General features: G+C 66.3%; 16 protein-coding genes and 2 tRNA genes. 4 read left to right on the top strand and 14 right to left on the bottom strand.

Going from position 1 to position 15,594, the window contains the following annotated elements:
* The first annotated feature begins 42 nt into the window (after nucleotides 1-42).
* Nucleotides 43-189 (top strand): hypothetical protein, encoded by a 147-nt coding sequence (locus BM031_RS25665; RefSeq protein ID WP_177207847.1) that lies wholly within the window; start codon nucleotides 43-45, stop codon nucleotides 187-189.
* Here the strand turns inward: BM031_RS25665 and BM031_RS21000 are convergent.
* Nucleotides 186-1,577 (bottom strand): FAD-binding oxidoreductase, encoded by a 1,392-nt coding sequence (locus BM031_RS21000; protein ID WP_091876509.1) that lies wholly within the window; start codon nucleotides 1,575-1,577, stop codon nucleotides 186-188. The two genes, BM031_RS25665 and BM031_RS21000, sit on opposite strands and share 4 nt — an antisense overlap.
* 70 nt (nucleotides 1,578-1,647) lie before the next feature.
* A complete protein-coding gene (locus tag BM031_RS20995) occupies nucleotides 1,648-2,508 on the bottom strand; it encodes a DMT family transporter (protein ID WP_091876508.1) in 861 nt (286 codons plus the stop codon).
* A 172-nt stretch (nucleotides 2,509-2,680) separates the two neighbouring features.
* Between BM031_RS20995 and BM031_RS25660 the strand changes: the two genes are divergently transcribed.
* Nucleotides 2,681-2,878 (top strand): hypothetical protein, encoded by a 198-nt coding sequence (locus tag BM031_RS25660; RefSeq protein ID WP_177207846.1) that lies wholly within the window; start codon nucleotides 2,681-2,683, stop codon nucleotides 2,876-2,878.
* 247 nt (nucleotides 2,879-3,125) lie between these two features.
* Here BM031_RS25660 and msrA (BM031_RS20990) read toward each other — a convergent pair whose 3' ends face one another.
* The 8 genes from msrA (BM031_RS20990) to BM031_RS20960 all read right to left on the bottom strand — a co-directional run bounded on the left by msrA (BM031_RS20990) (nucleotide 3,126) and on the right by BM031_RS20960 (nucleotide 8,294).
* Complete coding sequence (msrA, locus tag BM031_RS20990; protein ID WP_229409109.1) at nucleotides 3,126-3,623, bottom strand: peptide-methionine (S)-S-oxide reductase MsrA; 498 nt, start codon at nucleotides 3,621-3,623, stop codon at nucleotides 3,126-3,128.
* A 38-nt stretch (nucleotides 3,624-3,661) separates the two neighbouring features.
* The gene (locus BM031_RS20985) at nucleotides 3,662-5,008 is read right to left on the bottom strand and encodes a sensor domain-containing protein (RefSeq protein WP_229409094.1); all 1,347 of its coding nucleotides are present in this window, start codon (nucleotides 5,006-5,008) and stop codon (nucleotides 3,662-3,664) included.
* 295 nt (nucleotides 5,009-5,303) lie between these two features.
* Nucleotides 5,304-5,393: transfer RNA gene (locus tag BM031_RS25655), tRNA-Phe, on the bottom strand.
* Nucleotides 5,345-5,872, bottom strand: a complete 528-nt coding sequence (msrA, locus tag BM031_RS20980) for a peptide-methionine (S)-S-oxide reductase MsrA (protein WP_091876506.1) — start codon at nucleotides 5,870-5,872, stop codon at nucleotides 5,345-5,347. The genes BM031_RS25655 and msrA (BM031_RS20980) overlap by 49 nt, the downstream gene beginning before the upstream one ends.
* Before the next feature lie 107 nt (nucleotides 5,873-5,979).
* Nucleotides 5,980-6,855: an alpha/beta fold hydrolase gene (locus BM031_RS20975; protein WP_091876505.1), complete on the bottom strand. Its 876-nt coding sequence runs from the start codon at nucleotides 6,853-6,855 to the stop codon at nucleotides 5,980-5,982.
* A 186-nt stretch (nucleotides 6,856-7,041) separates the two neighbouring features.
* A tRNA-Phe gene (locus tag BM031_RS20970) sits at nucleotides 7,042-7,117 on the bottom strand.
* 67 nt (nucleotides 7,118-7,184) lie between these two features.
* A complete protein-coding gene (locus tag BM031_RS20965) occupies nucleotides 7,185-7,742 on the bottom strand; it encodes a lipocalin family protein (RefSeq protein ID WP_091876504.1) in 558 nt (185 codons plus the stop codon).
* A gap of 66 nt (nucleotides 7,743-7,808) precedes the next feature.
* The gene (locus tag BM031_RS20960; protein WP_091876503.1) at nucleotides 7,809-8,294 is read right to left on the bottom strand and encodes an acyl-CoA thioesterase; all 486 of its coding nucleotides are present in this window, start codon (nucleotides 8,292-8,294) and stop codon (nucleotides 7,809-7,811) included.
* 262 nt (nucleotides 8,295-8,556) lie between these two features.
* On the opposite strand from BM031_RS20960, the gene epsC reads away from it, so the two are divergent.
* Nucleotides 8,557-9,474, top strand: coding sequence for a serine O-acetyltransferase EpsC (epsC, locus tag BM031_RS20955; RefSeq protein WP_091876502.1), 918 nt, complete (start codon nucleotides 8,557-8,559; stop codon nucleotides 9,472-9,474).
* A gap of 51 nt (nucleotides 9,475-9,525) precedes the next feature.
* Here the strand turns inward: epsC and uvsE are convergent, their stop codons facing one another.
* The 4 genes from uvsE to BM031_RS20935 form a co-directional block, all read right to left on the bottom strand.
* A complete protein-coding gene (uvsE, locus tag BM031_RS20950) occupies nucleotides 9,526-10,419 on the bottom strand; it encodes a UV DNA damage repair endonuclease UvsE (protein WP_091876501.1) in 894 nt (297 codons plus the stop codon).
* 117 nt (nucleotides 10,420-10,536) lie between these two features.
* Entirely contained in the window at nucleotides 10,537-11,463 is a 927-nt protein-coding gene (locus BM031_RS20945) for a CAP domain-containing protein (protein WP_229409091.1), read from the bottom strand.
* A gap of 144 nt (nucleotides 11,464-11,607) precedes the next feature.
* Nucleotides 11,608-13,425 (bottom strand): tetratricopeptide repeat protein, encoded by a 1,818-nt coding sequence (locus tag BM031_RS20940; RefSeq protein WP_177207845.1) that lies wholly within the window; start codon nucleotides 13,423-13,425, stop codon nucleotides 11,608-11,610.
* 127 nt (nucleotides 13,426-13,552) lie between these two features.
* Nucleotides 13,553-13,897: a zinc ribbon domain-containing protein YjdM gene (locus tag BM031_RS20935; RefSeq protein ID WP_091876499.1), complete on the bottom strand. Its 345-nt coding sequence runs from the start codon at nucleotides 13,895-13,897 to the stop codon at nucleotides 13,553-13,555.
* 252 nt (nucleotides 13,898-14,149) lie between these two features.
* Here BM031_RS20935 and BM031_RS20930 point away from each other — a divergent pair, with 252 nt between their 5' ends.
* A complete protein-coding gene (locus tag BM031_RS20930) occupies nucleotides 14,150-15,448 on the top strand; it encodes a GGDEF domain-containing protein (protein ID WP_229409088.1) in 1,299 nt (432 codons plus the stop codon).
* The last annotated feature ends 146 nt before the right edge of the window (nucleotides 15,449-15,594 follow it).

Below are 15,594 nucleotides of genomic sequence, written 5' to 3'. Positions count from 1 at the left end.
GGTGCTGAAGTTCGCCTGGCTGGCCGTGGCGCGGTGGATCTGGTGCCGGAAGACGCGCTCGCCCAGCGCCCGCTCCTCATCCAGCAGGCGGTGCGCCTGCACGCCGCCGGCCTGGTCTGGCAGGTGTCGCCCTTCCTGACGGTGACCCTGCCTGCGCTGGAAATGGCGCAGGCCCAGGGCGGCAATTAAGCAGCTTCCGGACGAATGTTCTGGTTGGTGCGGAACAGGTTGTCCGGGTCAAATTTCCTCTTGATCTGCGCCAGGCGCTGGTAATTGGCGCCGTAGGCGTCCGGCGTGCGCTCGGCCTCGTCCTGGGGCATGAAATTCACGTACACACCCCCGCTGGCATAGGGCGCGGCGGCGCGGAAGAAATCGCGCGCCCACGCAATGCAGCGTTCGTCGTCGGCAGGATCGTCCCAGCGTGTGTGCACGTTCATCACATACAGCGCGTCGCGGTGCGGATAGGCGGTGGCGTCCGGCGCCGGCACGCTCGCCTGTGCGCCCAACAGGCCAAGGAAGATCTCGCACTGCGTCGTGGGCAGCCTGCTGGCATAGTCCAGCACGACGTCGATGGCCTGGTCGCCCAGCTGGGAGAAATTATGGGATTTCCAGTAGTTGCGCGCACCCGGCGTGAGCAGCGGATCGAAGGCCTGCTGCCAGGCCGTGTAAGGCGTGGGGCCGACGTGCATGCCCAGCAGCTGGCCGAACTGGCCGATGCGTTCGATGGCGGCGTCCGTGGCCGCGCCCGGCGACGGCGAGAACACCGGCAGGATCAGCACGTCCTGGCCATGCACCTCGGGCGCCAGGAAGGGCAGCGGCGGCGCCTTGCGCAGCACCGCCCAGACCGTCAGGTCGGCGGGCATGGACTGGACCGCGTCGCGGTATTGCATCAGGACCGATTTGGCCTGGCTGGACGGGAACACGAGCAGCCCGGCCGTGATCTCGGGGCCGACCGGGTGCAGCTGGAATTCGAAGCGCGTGATCACGCCAAAATTGCCGCCGCCGCCGCGGATGGCCCAGAACAGGTCGGGCTGGTCGGCGGCGCTCACGTGCAGGCGCTGGGCGTCGGCCGTGACGATGTCGGCCGACAGCAGATTGTCCGCCGCCAGGCCCAGCGTGCGGCTGAGCCAGCCGAACCCCCCGCCCAGCGCCAGCCCGGCCACGCCGGTGGTGGAATTGATGCCCAGCGGCGTTGCCAGCCCCCAGGACTGGGCTTCGTGGTCGAAGTCGCGCAGCGTCGCCCCGCCTTCGACCCAGGCGCGGCGCTGCCGCGAATCGACCTGGACCGACTTCATGCCGGACAAATCGATCACCAGGCCATCGTCGCACAGGGCGCTGCCGGCGATATTGTGGCCGCCGCCGCGCACCGCAAGGGGCAGCTGATGGTCGCGCGCGTAGCCGAGCGCGGCGCGTACGTCCGCCGTGCCGGCGCAGCGCACGATGAGGGCAGGGCGGCGGTCGATCATCGCATTCCAGACCGCCCGCGCCTCGTCATACCCGGCAGCGCCGGCTTGCAGCACTTCCCCTCGCACGCGCTCCTGCAGGTCCTTGAACTGTCCATTCGCTAGCGTATTCATCGCAGATCTCCCAGACGGTTGGTTTTCGCAGCCTAGCTTCATGATAGGAGGGATGCTTGACGACGCAAGCTCAACGCCGACCGGGCCCCGGGCCAGGCTTGCCGGCCAGGACCACCAGGGCGATGCCGCCAAGGATGGCGATCGACGCCAGGACCAGGCGCAGGGTGACGGGCTCGCCCAGCAAGGCGACGCCGCCCAGCGCCGCGATCACCGGAACGCTCAGCTGCACGGTCGCCGCCGTGGTCGACTTCAGGAAGGGCAGGGCGGTGTACCAGATGGCATAACCGACGCCGGAGGTGAGCGCGCCGGACAGGACGGCGTAGCCGCTCCCGGCCGGGTCGAACGAGGCGCCGCGCCAAAGCAGCACGCTGAGCACCAGCGCCATTGGCACGGCGCGCAGGAAATTGCCTGCAGTGACCTTGAGGGCGTCACCGGCGCCCCGGCCGCGCACCGAGTACACGCCCCAGGCCATCCCGGCCCCCAGCATCAGCAAGGCGCTCGCCAGTGGGGGCGCGGACAGGCCAGGCAACAGCAGACCGAGCAGGCCGGCGCAGGCCAGCAGGAGGCCCGACAGCTGGGCGACCCGCAGGCGCTCGCCCGACCAGAGGCCGTAGCCGATCATCGCGGTCTGGACCGCGCCGAACAGGATCAGCGCGCCCGCCGCAGCGGGAAGCTGAAGGTAGGAAAACGAGAAAGCGGCGGCGTAGCCGAACAGGGCCAGTGCGGACAGCCAGCTGCCCTTGCCCACGCTTTTGCCCGCGCGCAGCCTCACCAGAAGCCACAGCACGAGCGCGCCGGAGAGCAGGCGCAGCGTGGTGAAACTGGCGGCATCGATGTGCGTGCGGGACAGCGCCGCCCGGCACAACAGGGAGTTGCCGGCGAATGCGAGCAGGGCCAGCAGGGTCAAGGTAAGGATGCGCGCAGCCGGCATGCAGCAACTCCTGTTGGAAGGGGACGCCCGTCCCTCCATGGTAGCGCGACGGCGCCCGCGACACGACGCTGCGCCTCGCCCCTGGCTGCACTATTTCCGGCAAACCCAGGGCGCGTGGTGTAATCTGAGAATTGAAACAGGCTCGTAAGCTATCGACATCTCGGGAGGCACCATGCCCTGCGTTGATCATGATTTCAAGAATTGCCCCGCCTATATGGAGTTGAGGAACGGCGAGCAGTGCAAGCAGAGGGGATGCCAGCGCAAGAAGCTCGCCTTCCAGACCTCGCCTGCCTTGTTCGAGCACGAGAATAACGACCTCGACAGCGTCGTCATTCCCGGCAAGACCGGCGGCAGGGAAGGCACGATCTAGGCCGGCCGCGCCGGATCAGGGCCGGCCGTTCAGGCCCGAGGCCGGACCGCCCATGTCGTACTACCAGTCGTAGGTATCGCGGCAGTTGGCGCCTGGATTGGGGGCGCGCAAGGCGGCCAGGCTGAAATCCGGGCTGGCCTGGTCGCAGCGGTTGATGCCGTCTTTCAGCCAGGTATTCAACAGGGGCGCGCCAGCCCCATCTTGATGCAATTCGGGACAGGGGCACGAGCCCCCCGCCCGGTCGGGCTTAGGCCGATCCCTGGTGGGCGGGCAGCTTCCAGCCCGGGCGGATGAAGCGACAGGTATAGCCGTTCAGATTGCGTTCCAGATAGTCCTGGTGTTCTGGCTCGGCCTCCCAGAACGGCCCTGCGACGGCGATCTCGGTGACGGCCTTGCCAGGCCAGAGGCCGGACGCATCGACGTCGGCGATGGTCTGCTCGGCCATGCGCTTTTGTGCGTCGTCGAGGTAGTAGATGGCGGAGCGATAGCTCGTCCCACGATCATTGCCCTGACGGTCAGCCGTGGTCGGATCGTGGATCTGGAAGAAGAATTCGAGGATCTGGCGATAGCTGATCCGACTCGGATCGAACACCAGTTCGAGCGCTTCGGCGTGGGTGCCATGGTTGCGGTAGGTGGCGTTGGGCACGTCGCCGCCAGAGTAGCCGACGCGCGTCGACAGCACGCCGGGCATACGCCGCAGCAATTCGGCGCCGCGCGTGCCGCGTGCCGCACATGGAGCGGGCACGAGAACGGCGAGCTCCGGACACACCGCAACAAGGATGTTCAAGCCGCCGGCTCGCCCAACGCACCAATGGTTTTGGCGGCATACATCGCCTTGTCCGCATGCGAGACAAGCTGCTGCCGGCTGTCGCCATGCTCCGGGTAGTGCGCCATGCCGACGCTGACGGAGATCTGCAACTGACGGCCTTCGCCCAGCTCGACCGGCGCCGCCAGCGCCTGGTGGATCTTTTCCATGACGAGCGCCGCATCCGACGGCGGGCTGATATTTTCCAGCAGGACGACGAACTCGTCGCCACCCATGCGCGCCAACGTGTCGGTGTCGCGCAGGCAGGACGCGATGCGGCGCGCGACCTGCTGCAGCAGTATGTCGCCACAGGCGTGGCCGTACTGGTCGTTGACGTGTTTGAACCGGTCCAGGTCGATGAACAGCAGGGACAGCCCTTCGTGCTGGCGATGGGCGCGCGCCAGGGCGGTGTCGAGCCGGTCATCGAACAGGCGCCGGTTGGGCAGGCGGGTCAGTTCGTCATGCATGGCCATGAAGCGCATTTGCGCATGCAACTGCTTGCGTTCGATCGTGGCCGCGAGCTGGTCCGCCACGAACAGCAGCAGGTCGCGGTCAGCGGCCGTATAGTGGGTGCCCGCGGCGCCGGTGCGCAGTGCAATGACGCCGACGATGCCTTGGGGAGTGGCGAGGGGGACCGCCAGCGCGCTGCCGGCCATGTCGTTTGCCGCCGCCCGCAATGGCGCTGAAAGCACTTCGGCAGTGCCAGGCTCCAGCAGCAGCGCCGCACGACGCAGTAACACTTCGTCGCACAGCAGCCGCATGATCGCAGCGTTGGACGGAACGTCCCGCTCCACAAGGTAGGCAAAGTCCAGCTGCTGGCCACTGGCGTCGAACAGGGCGACGCCGAAACACGCCGCCGGCAGCAGTTCACCGATAATGGCGTGGCTGCGCTCGAACAGGTCGACCAGGTCCTCGCTGGCATGGGCGGCTTCGGAGATGGCGTAAAGCGCCGCCTGCATCGCCTGGGCCTGTTTCAGCGCCGTCACATCGCGGGCGACTGCCACGCGCAGCTGGTGGGTCTCGGACCAGCGCGCCGACCACATGATGTGGACGATGCCGCCGTCCTTTCGCACGTAGCGGTTTTCGAAATTGATATGCGACAGGCCGTTCATGATGTTGCGCGCTGCAGCGAGCGTGCGCTCGCGATCGACTGGCGCGACCAGGTCAATCATGAGCTTGCCGATCATTTCCTGCTGGGTAAAGCCGAACAGGTTTTCACAGGCGGCGCTGACAAACACGAATCGTCCGCTCACATCGACCATGCAGACCGTGTCAAGCAACAAGTCGGTAAAACTGGCAATCGGGTCGCCGATGATAGGTTCCATAGTGCTGTACTTTATAGCACATTTGCTTGAGAGCATGAACCTGAGTCCGACGGGCGCGAGTATGCCCGCACCGTGCCTGGCCAACTTTCTGGCGCAGGGCGACGCTGGCCTGACTGTAATCGGCGGTGCACACATTCACTGGTCGGTACCGCCCCACGAGCACTGCGAGTAAATTGATTGACGTGAATTCAGGAAAGAAAGAACGAGGTGACGTGGCTGCAGGCAGCCGATCGGATGCTGCCGAAACAAGAACGCCAACCTGCATGGGTTGGCGTTGTGCGTCAAAGATGTTCTTTGGTGGCCCGGGGCGGAATCGAACCACCGACACAAGGATTTTCAATCCTCTGCCGACGCCGCTCCCTGGCGCACGGGCAGCTTCCAGCCCGGCCGGATGAAATGGCAGGTATACCCGTTCGGATGGCGTTCCAGATAATCCTGGTGTTCCGGCTCGGCCTCCCAGAAAGGTCCCGCCGCGACGATCTCGGTGACGGCCTTGCCGGGCCAGAGGCCGGACGCGTCGACGTCGGCGATGGTCTGCTCGGCCATCCGCTTTTGTGCTTCGTCGAGATAATAGATACCGGAGCGATAGCTCGTCCCCCGATCGTTGCCCTGGCGGTTCGCCGTGCTCGGATCGTGGATCTGGAAGAAAAATTCGAGGATCTGGCGATAGCTGACCTGGCCCGGATCGAACACCAGTTCGAGCGCTTCCGCGTGGGTGCCATGGTTGCGGTAGGTGGCGTTGGGCACATCGCCGCCGGTGTAGCCGACGCGCGTTGAAAGCACGCCGGGTATGCGCCGCAGCAATTGTTCCATGCCCCAGAAGCAGCCGCCGGCCAGGATGGCGGTTTCAGTGTGAGCGTTCATTGATTCCCTTTGCTTGAATGCGTGGTGGGCCGAAAGACCACATCTTCCCACGTTAATCTGTTCGTCGCCGCGCCTGCCTGAGGCATTGATGTATCAGGCTGTGACCCTCAGCCGGTGAATTGTGGCAGCTGCAGGCGTGAGGAGTGGTCAGGACGGTCTGCATGGCCCTCGTGTGCGAGCCCGACTGCAGCATTCGCGCGCCCACCGGCAAGTGTGCTCAGAATCAGCCGTGCGGTCTCCGCCGGCGCATCCCAGTGCGGAAAATGGCCACAGCGATCGAACCAGTGCAGCTGGGCATCCGGGAACAAGGCCAGCGCGCGCCTGGCCTGGCGCGGAAAGCAGACCCGGTCACGCCGTCCCCAGCCGATGACGAGCGGATGCACGATGCTGTTGCGCGGCGCCCCTTGTTGCTCCTCGCCGTAGGCAAGCTGGGCCAGCAGTTCATCGAACGCCGGCGAGGCCACATAGCTGCATAATTCATCGCTCACGGTGGCGGGCGCCAGCCTGGTCGGCCGGGCGGAAAATTGTGCCAGCAGCAAAGCGCGACCAAGCGGGTTGGCGCAGACCGCCGGCAATACCGGGCGCAGCAGCCGCAGCAGCCGGATCGACAGGTAGATCGAGCTGAAGAACGCGTGACGCTCCCAGCCCTGCCAGAAACCCCCTGGATTGAGCGCTACCACGCCGCCGACGATCCCGCCGCGCCGCGCCAGCTCCAGCACCAGCCGCGCACCCATCGAACTGCCCACTGCATCGATGCCGCTCAAGCCATGGGCATGCAGGAAGGCCGCGGTCTCATTCGCGAGGGTGCGGATCGAGGTTTCGCCGGCCAGCCTCGGCGTCTGGCCAAAGCCGGGCAGGTCCACCGCGATGACTTCGCGCCTCGTCGCGAGATCGGCCAGGATTGGGTTCCAGCTTTGCCAATGGCCGCCCAGGCCATGAACCAGCAGCAAAGGCTTGCCGGCGCCGCAACGAATGTAATGCATGATCGATCCTCCCCATCGCACGGGCGTGCGTATGCTGCAAGCCTACCGCAGCGGGCACAAGGACTGCGTTCGTTATGAATTCTTGCGGGGGATGACGGTCCGGAAATGGACCGGATACGAGGACTTCGCATCCCCGGAAACAACAACGCCCACCTGCATGAGTGGGCGTTGCGTGAACGATGTTCTTGGTGGCCCGGGGCGGAATCGAACCACCGACACAAGGATTTTCAATCCTCTGCTCTACCAACTGAGCTACCAGGCCAAGGGCTCGCATTCTAGCACACCCGCTGGCGCGGCGGTAGCGCTGCGGCGAAATCGCCCGGTCGAGGTTATTCGCCCTGCCTGGTCGGCACCAGCCGGTTCAGGTCCAGGCCCTGGGCCCGCAGCCGGCCCAGCAGCGCGTCATAGACGGCAGGATCGACCTTGGGCGTGCGCGACAGGATCCACAAGTACTCGCGTTTTGGTTCGCTGACGGCGGCCAGCTGGTATTCCGGGTCGAGGTCGATCACCCAGTAGTCGCCCCAGACGATTGGCAGGAAGGACAGGATGGCTGGCGCGAAGCGCACCTCCAGCTTGGGCGACGTGGCACCGCCCAACTGGCGCGCCACGGCGTTGGCGGTCTCGGTGCTGCCGTCCGACTGGCGGCAGCGGTTGACCACGTCCACCCGGCCGTCGCTGCGCGCGCTGTAGGTGGCGGTGGTGAAACCGGAGCATTTCTTCTGGAAGGAATTCGGGAATTTCGCGATCTCGTACCAGGTGCCCATGTAGCGCTTGACGTCGAGCGAAGGGATGGTGGCGAGCGGTTTCGTGCCGGCCGGCGCCGGGTCGGCGGCGCGGGCGTCGAGTGCAGACAGCAGGATCAAGGATGCAAGCAGGGCGGTTTTCATGCGCGTTCCGGGGAATGGTCGAGCATGCATGGTAACCGTCCCGGCCGGGCTCCGCCGCACGGCTTGCTAGGTACGGGAAGCGGCGCGTTCGGCGTGACGGCGTTCGAGGTCGAGCCGGGCGGCCTTGCGGCCCTTGGCTTGCTCGAAGCGGCGTTCTTCTTCCGGGGTGGCGGGCTGCAGGGCCGGCACCGCGACTGGTTTGCGCTCGTCGTCGATCGCCACCATCGTGAAGAAGCAGCTGTTCACATGGCGCACCGACTGGGTGCGGATGTCCTCGGCTACCACCTTGATGCCGATTTCCATCGAGCTGCGGCCGGCGTAGTTGACCGACGCCAGGAACGTCACCAGTTCGCCGACGTGGATCGGCTGGCGGAAGGTGACCTGGTCGACGCTCATGGTCACCACATAGCGGCCGGCGTAGCGGCTGGCGCAGGCGTAGGCGACCTGGTCGAGCAGCTTGAGGATGGTGCCGCCGTGCACGTTACCGGAAAAGTTGGCCGTGTCCGGGGTCATCAGGACGGTCATCGACAGCTGGTGGGAAGGCAGGTTCATCGGGGCTCGGCAGAAAGGAAGGTTAACGCTATGGTGCGCCAGAACCGCCGGGGCGGCAATGGCCGGATTCAGGATGCGTGCCAGGCCAGGTGCGTGGCGAGTTTCCCGGTCGGCGTTGCTGCTAACATTTGACGTGAAGCAAAACGGACTAGGTGTTACTTGCTCGATCAAACCGATGGCGATAGGCTTTACGACGATTTACTTATATCTAAGTGTGATCTGAATCGTTCTCTCGCCCGGGCGAATCAGGTAGGCTCGGCCCATGAACAGCGACTTCCCGACCTCATCCGGCTCCGTGCAATGGCACCTGGGCCCCGTCATCGACGCGCTGCGCACTTCGCGCGAGTCGACCCACAACATCCGCCACCAGGGACGCGTGCGCGAGCTGCCGTCGCGCGAGGTGCTCACCCAGGTGATCAATGGCGTCTCGGCGGCGCTGTTCCCCACGCATTACGGGCGGCCCGACCTGAACGACGACAGCATCGACTATTTTGTCGGCGACACCCTCAACGTCACCCTCGACCGGCTGGTGGGGCAGGTGAAGCGGGCCTTGCGCTTCACGCCGCTGCTGGAAGAAGCCGACGACGCCACCCTGGCCGAGACCGCCCAGGCCATCACGCGCGAGTTCGCGGCCAGCCTGCCGGCGATCCGCGGCTTGCTGGTGTCGGACGTGCAGGCCGCCATGGCCGGCGACCCGGCCGCCAGTTCGGTGGCCGAGATCATGCTGTGCTATCCCGGCACCATCGCCATCCTCTACCACCGCCTGGCGCACAGCCTGCACCGCCTCGGCGTGCCCTTCCTGGCGCGCCTGGCCGCCGACATCGCGCATTCGCTCACCGGCATCGACATCCACCCGGCCGCGCATATCGGTGGCAGCTTCTTCATCGACCACGGCACCGGCGTGGTCATCGGCGAAACCGCCATCATCGGCGAGCGCGTGCGGCTGTACCAGGCTGTCACCCTGGGCGCCAAGCGCTTCCCGGTGGACCCCAGCGGCGCGCTGGTGAAAGGCGCGCCGCGCCACCCGATCGTCGAGGACGACGTGGTCATCTACGCCGGCGCCACGGTGCTGGGCCGGATCACCGTGGGCGCCGGCTCCACCATCGGCGGCAATGTGTGGCTCACCCAGAGCGTCCCGCCGGGCAGCAATGTGTCGCAGGCGCAGTCGCGCAATACCTGAGGATAGCGGGGCTGGCTGGACGCGCGTTCGGCGGAGTCGAACACCCTGGCTTTAGCAGGCTGGCCCCGACAGCGACCACGCGCGCAGGCCGCGGATCGCTTCTTCCTTGTGCTTGGCTTCGATCTCGATGTACGGCGCGGACAGGTAGCTGGACGGCATCGTACCGATCAGGTCGGAATGCTGGCGGTCGTTGAAGCCTTCGCGGCCGTTCGAGATGTGGACCAGCTGGTGCGCCGGGTCGGCCCAGGTGTCGCGCGCTTTGAGCAGCATGGCGCTGACGCTCGGGTCCTCGTAGCTCGACAGCTTGTCGTGCACGATGTGGTGGTGGGCGTCGAACACCATGGGTACGCCGGCGCGCATGCAGATCGCGTGGATTTCTTCGGCCCCATAGGCATATTCGTCGTTCTCCAGCCCCAGGCGGCAGCGGATGGCGTCGGGCAGGGTGGCGATGCGTTCCACCAGCGCGTCGGCGCGGTCGCCCTTGCCGCCGTGGACTTCCAGCAGGGCCCACGAAGAGCGCGGCTGCTCCAGCAGGTCCATGATGTCGGCGTGCATCTGCAGGATCTTGATGCTGTTGGCCACCACCCCTTCCGAATCCGAACTGAGCACCACGAACTGGTCGGGGTGCATCACCAGCCGGATGCCGCGCTCGGTGGCGCGCCGGCCGGAACGGGCCAGCGTCGTGGCAAACGGCGCCAGTACCTCACGCCCGATGTCTTCATCGGCGAACGGGAAGATCGAGGACGGGATGCGGTACAGGCTGATGCCTTCGGCCTCGCAGTAGCGCATGGCATTGTCGAAGGTCTGGATATTGTCGCGGTACAGGTCCTCCAGCAGCTTGCGCTGGGCGTCCAGGCTGTGTTCCAGCAGCCGCTTGCGCGTCACGGTGCGGTAGCGGACGTCTTTCGAGACGGTGATGCAGACGAGGCCGAGCTTGGGTTGCATGGTTGCCTGAGAACGGGAGCTGGGCGCTCCAGTCTAGCCGAACCGGCGTTGCCAGGCCGCATGCACGGCCTGCTGTTGCGGGTCAGGGGCGGGACGCGCGCCTGCCCGTTTCATCCTTCAGCGGGGCCGGCCGAACACCTGGGTCCAGTAGACGATCCCGCTGCGTTTCTCTGCGGCCACACCATAGGCGGCGCCCATCTCGGTAAAGCCGGGGTTCATGATGTTGGCGCAGTGGCCCGGACTGTCGAGCCAGCCGGCGACGGCTTCGTCGGGCGAGCTCTGGCCGAAAGCAATGTTTTCTCCCACCCTGAGCCAGGCGTAGCCGGCCCGCGCCGCCCGGTCGGCGGGCTGGCTGCCATCCTTGGCCTTGTGGCTGAAGTAGCGGCGCGCGGCCATGTCGCGGCTGTGGGCCAGCGCCGCCTCGCCCAGCCGCGGGTTCCAGCTCACCGGCGGCGCCGGCGCGAACTGCTGGGACCCGCAGCTGCGCGCGCTGGCACGCGCCGCGTTCACGCCGGCCAGGATGACCTGGCCGGCTTCGTTCCAGTCCGGGAAGGTATCGGACGGCAGCGCTGGGGCCGGGCGGGCCAGCAGCACCGTCCATTCGTCGCCGCTGCGGTAGCTGCCGACCGCCGAAAACCGGCTGTCGAGCAGGGTGTCGCAATGTTTTTCCTGCAGCACCTTGATGGCATCTATCGCCGTTTGCGGGCCATTGACGCTGACCGTCGCGGCCAGGTCGGCCGCATAGCCGGCGCGCTCGAGCGCCGTTTCGATGAAGGTGGCCGGACCGATGCGCACGCGGGCCAGCGCCGGGTGGGGCGCGAGGGCGCCGGCTGGCGCGGCGGCGCGGCCGTGGCAGCTGCCCGGTGCGGCGCGATAGGCATTGACCAGGGCGCTCAACTGCTCCGCCCCGTAGGCTGGCGAGGGCACGGCGGCCGCCATGCCGGGCCATGCCGCGGCAAGCAAGAGCAGGAGCGACAGTGCGCCGGTCTTGGGGACGCGCGGCTTGGGGTGCGAAGTCAGCATGTTGGCAAGTTGGATTGACACGAGATAAACCCGGCCCCAATGCAAAAACGCCGACCTTGGGTCAGCGTTTTCAAAGCCTGGCAAATGCGGCGACGCACCTGCCTGGGGAAGCTTCACTATAGCAGCGGTGCCGGCGCCTGCAAAGCGCCGGACTGTAACAAGGCGCTACAGCCGCGCCAGCGCAGGCCCGCCCCGTTCTCCCAGCCAGGTGGTCTCGAAGCGCTTCTGCGCCGCCGCCAGTGCGGGCGCATCGCCGCGTTTCTGGTAGACCTCGATCAGGCCGCGCAGCGCCCAGCCATTGCTTGGCGTGCGGGCGAGCGAATCGCGGAAGACCTGTTCGGCCGCATCGAGCTGGCCGGTGCGCAGCAGCGCCGCGCCCAGCGACTGGCGCACCGGGTAATACCAGTAGGGCGGTTCCATGTAGGGCAGCTTGTCTTGTACGGCGATGGCTTCGCGGTAAGCGGCGATGGCGTCCGGCAGCTTGTTGCGGGCATCGGCCAGGCGCCCGCGCGCCACGGCGCGCGCGGTCTGCACGATCTCGCGCGCCGGGATGCCGGCGTCGGCGATGGGCTTGAAATCGGCGGTGCGCTCGATGCGGTCGAGTGCCGCGACCTCTTGTCCGGCTTCCGCCAGCATGCCCTTGCGCGCATGGCCGACGGCGCGGGCGTAATGCCACATGGCCTTGACCAGCACGAAATCGGGGCCGGGGTCGGGCAGCTGCAGCAGCACGTCTGGTGAGCTGAACTGAACGTGCGAGAAATAGGGCGCCGCCTTGACCGGCTGCAGGCTGGGGAAACCCTTGAGCAGCTCGGCCGGGACTGATTGGTCGAGCTTGCCTGCTGCCTCGAGCGCGGTGCGGCCGTCGCCCCCCATCAGGGCCGACACCATGACGAAGTGGATGTTGTGCGGGTAGTAGGCGCCCTTGTAGACCGGATCGCTGGGCGAGCCGCCAAAGTATTGCTCGTCGATGGCGATGGCGTCGCGGTTCGATTGCAGCGCCTCGCGGTACATGCCGAGCCGGTAGTAGATATGCGAGGGCATGTGGACGATGTGGCCGGCGCCCGGGATCTGGCGCGCCAGCAGCCTGGCCGAGGGCAGCGCCCGTTCCGGATGGGTGGACGCTTCCACCGCATGGATGTAGTAGTGGGCCGCGCCCGGATGGCTGGGATTGCGCTCCAGCACCCGCTCGAGCGCGGCGAGCATGTCGGCCGTGCGGTTCTTGGGCTCGGCGCCGCCTGCCTGCCAGTAGTCCCAGGGCGACAGGTCCATGAGCGATTCCGCGTACAGCACCTGGATGGTGTCGTTGTTGGGGAAGGCGCGGGCGGCGTCCATCATGGCGTCGGCATAGGCGCGGTCGAGCGGGGCGCGGTCGGCCGGCGGAGTGGCCTGGTAGCGGCGCGCGACGGCGCGGATGAGCGCCTGTTCCGGCGGACTTGCCTTGCCGGCCAGCGCCACCGCCTTCGCTGCGGCCGCCGCTGCCGGCGCCGCGGCCTCGGGAAACATCGGCGCGTTGATGTTCGGCCCCAGCACCAGCGCTTCGCCCCAATGGCACATGGCGCAGTGCGGGTCGAGCCCTTGCGCGGCGCGGAAGGCGCGTGCGGCCTCGGCATGGTTGAAGGAGAAGGTCAGGCGCATGCCCTGGTCAAAATATGCCTGGGCGCGCCGGTTGGCGGTAGTGACCGGCACGTGGAGCTCGCCCAGGTTGGCGTACAGCGGCGGGGTGGCGCTGGCGGCCGCGGCGGGCAACTGCTGGCCCGGCTTGAACGGGGCGGTTTCAGCTTGCGCCAGCACCAGGCGGTCGAGCAGCGGCGGCCGGCCGGCACGGGGCGGGCTGCAGACGGCGCCGGCGGCAAGCAGCGGATCGAAGGCGGGCGCGGCTGCCTGGGGCGTGCCCGGCGCCGGGGGAGCCAGGGCGAATGCGGTGGCTGCAATGGCCGCCAGCGCCACTGCACCGACTGCTGCCAGGATAGGTAATGTTTTCATCGCTGTCCTTCCGTATGCCGGATGGCGTCATGAACGCGCAACGCATTTCGGTTAGAGTCGACGACGAAGCCGGGGTTCTTGGTGGGCTACAGCACTTGCCAAGTCCCGGAAACAGTATTGAGTTGGATCAGACCTTCCTGACAAACTCCGTCTTGAGGCTCATGGCGCCGAAGCCTTCGATCTTGCAGTCGATGTCATGGTCGCTGTCGACCAGGCGGATATTCTTGACCTTGGTGCCCTGCTTGATCACGCCGCCCGAGCCCTTGGGCTTGAGGTCCTTGATGACGGTAACGGTATCGCCATCCTGCAAGATATTGCCCGACGCATCGCGGTAGACCCGCACCGCCTCGGTCCCGGAAGCGACCGCTGCTACTGGCCACTCGTGCCCGCATTCTGGGCAGGCATACTGGCCGCTGCCGTCTTCATAGGTGAGGGTGGACTGGCATTGGGGGCAGGGCGGGAGGGAATGCATGGCGGAACCTTCTGGAAGTGAAGACGCCACCCTTGGGGTGGCGTCGGAAACGATCCACGATTATACGGCCAGCCGGGTCCGCGCCGTTGCTAACGCAGCGCAGCCTTGCATTGTTTTGCGGATTTGACGCGCTAGCAGTTCCCGAGACGCACGCGATGGTGCATTATTGCATTATCGTCAATCAAGAACGCTGGTCCTGAAAGCTGATGAGACATGATGAGTGATGCACCGCTCTACAAGAACCATGTACTGATGTTATCCCAAAGTTTTTTCATCAAGGATAACCAGGCTGAACTGCTGCTGCATGCGCACAAGTATGATTTCGACATCGTTTTCTTCACCGAGGTGTGCGAATTCGTCATGGCCGTCGCCAACGACGAGGGCGACGGCCTGTATGTGATCGACCTCGATACCCTGCACAATATGCAGGCCGACATGCAGGACGGGCGCCGCACCCTGATGCTGGGCGAACTGCTGCAGCGCCTGCCCGGCGACCACAGCTACGTCTACCTGCAGAGCGCGCGCCAGGGTGGCCGTTTCCTGCTGCAGCAGCGCCTGGTCGACAGCCATTGCCTGGCGTATGCCGAAAAGCCGATCGCCAACGATGTCTTCGTCGACAAGCTGTTCAACCTGTTCGTGCAGAAAAAGCGGGGCGACCTGGTGCGCATGGTCGTGCTGGGCGAGGTGGACGGGCTGGACGACGCGGCGCTGCTGCAGGAGCGCCTCGAGGTGGTGCGCCATGCCGACGCCCAGACCCTGCATATGCGGGTCAAGGAGCTGCGGCCCGACCTGGTGCTGGTCACCGACACCGAATACGCGCGGACCGATGCGATCGTCCGGGTGCTGCAAAAGAACATCGAAGCCGACCCGGTGCGCGAGATCACGCTGCTGCAGCGCCATCCGGATACCGCGCTGACCCGGCGCGCGCTGGCGGACGGGTTCGATACCGTGCTGGCGGTCGCCGAGCCGGGGCTGCTCGAGGCCCAGCTGGTCAACCGCGCCAACAAGATCCGCATCAACAAGGACCTGATCGGGAAGGACCGCGCGACCGGCCTGCTGAACAAGGTCGGGCTGCAGCGCAAGGCCCAGGACCTGATCCGGCGCGCCGCGCTGGAAGGGCGTCCGCTGGCCTTCGGCATCATCGACATCGACAAGTTCAAGACCATCAACGACACCTGGGGGCATTACTTCGGCGACATCGTCATCAAGCGCCTGTCGCTCACGCTGGCGCCGCAGCTGGGCGAATGGGACCTGCTCAGCCGTTTCGGCGGCGAGGAATTCGTGGTCGTGTTCTGGGATTGCACGCTCGAGCAGGGCCATGCGAGGCTGGACGCGATGCGCCAGGCCTTCCGCGCGATTCCCTTCGAGGTCGCACGTGGCGACCTGCGCCATTTTTCCTTCAGCGGCGGTGTCGCGGCCTATCCGGAGCACAAGAGCGAGAACGAACTGTTCCTGCGTGCGGATGCGATGCTCTACGAAGCCAAGCAGGGCGGGCGCAACCAGGTCTGCACCGAGCCGGCCGGCCGCTGCCGGGTCGCGATGGCGCATTGAGCGCCGGATGCATTGTCGACGCCAAAAAAAAGGCGCTGTCACCCTTGGCTGTGGATGAGGATTGAACTGTCGAGCTGCGCTACGGTCCAAACCGTATCGCCATCCCGACGGAGCCTCGCATGCGTTCGCCCCGCTTCAAGAAGTGG

This window comes from Massilia yuzhufengensis, assembly GCF_900112225.1.
GTDB classification, from domain to species: domain Bacteria; phylum Pseudomonadota; class Gammaproteobacteria; order Burkholderiales; family Burkholderiaceae_D; genus Telluria; species Telluria yuzhufengensis.
The sequence above is the reverse complement of the archived record's forward strand: the minus strand, read 5'-3'. Positions and strand labels throughout refer to the sequence as shown.

Bases quoted from the DNA above. Each gene is read 5' to 3' on its own strand.
- BM031_RS21000 (WP_091876509.1), bottom strand. From the start codon at position 1,577: ATGAATACGCTAGCGAATGGACAGTTCAAGGACCTGCAGGAGCGCGTG.
- BM031_RS20995 (WP_091876508.1), bottom strand. From the start codon at position 2,508: ATGCCGGCTGCGCGCATCCTTACCTTGACCCTGCTGGCCCTGCTCGCA.
- BM031_RS25660 (WP_177207846.1), top strand. From the start codon at position 2,681: ATGCCCTGCGTTGATCATGATTTCAAGAATTGCCCCGCCTATATGGAG.
- BM031_RS20985 (WP_229409094.1), bottom strand. From the start codon at position 5,008: ATGGAACCTATCATCGGCGACCCGATTGCCAGTTTTACCGACTTGTTG.
- msrA (WP_091876506.1), bottom strand. From the start codon at position 5,872: ATGAACGCTCACACTGAAACCGCCATCCTGGCCGGCGGCTGCTTCTGG.
- BM031_RS20975 (WP_091876505.1), bottom strand. From the start codon at position 6,855: ATGCATTACATTCGTTGCGGCGCCGGCAAGCCTTTGCTGCTGGTTCAT.
- BM031_RS20965 (WP_091876504.1), bottom strand. From the start codon at position 7,742: ATGAAAACCGCCCTGCTTGCATCCTTGATCCTGCTGTCTGCACTCGAC.
- BM031_RS20960 (WP_091876503.1), bottom strand. From the start codon at position 8,294: ATGAACCTGCCTTCCCACCAGCTGTCGATGACCGTCCTGATGACCCCG.
- epsC (WP_091876502.1), top strand. From the start codon at position 8,557: ATGAACAGCGACTTCCCGACCTCATCCGGCTCCGTGCAATGGCACCTG.
- uvsE (WP_091876501.1), bottom strand. From the start codon at position 10,419: ATGCAACCCAAGCTCGGCCTCGTCTGCATCACCGTCTCGAAAGACGTC.
- BM031_RS20940 (WP_177207845.1), bottom strand. From the start codon at position 13,425: ATGAAAACATTACCTATCCTGGCAGCAGTCGGTGCAGTGGCGCTGGCG.
- BM031_RS20935 (WP_091876499.1), bottom strand. From the start codon at position 13,897: ATGCATTCCCTCCCGCCCTGCCCCCAATGCCAGTCCACCCTCACCTAT.
- BM031_RS20930 (WP_229409088.1), top strand. From the start codon at position 14,150: ATGTTATCCCAAAGTTTTTTCATCAAGGATAACCAGGCTGAACTGCTG.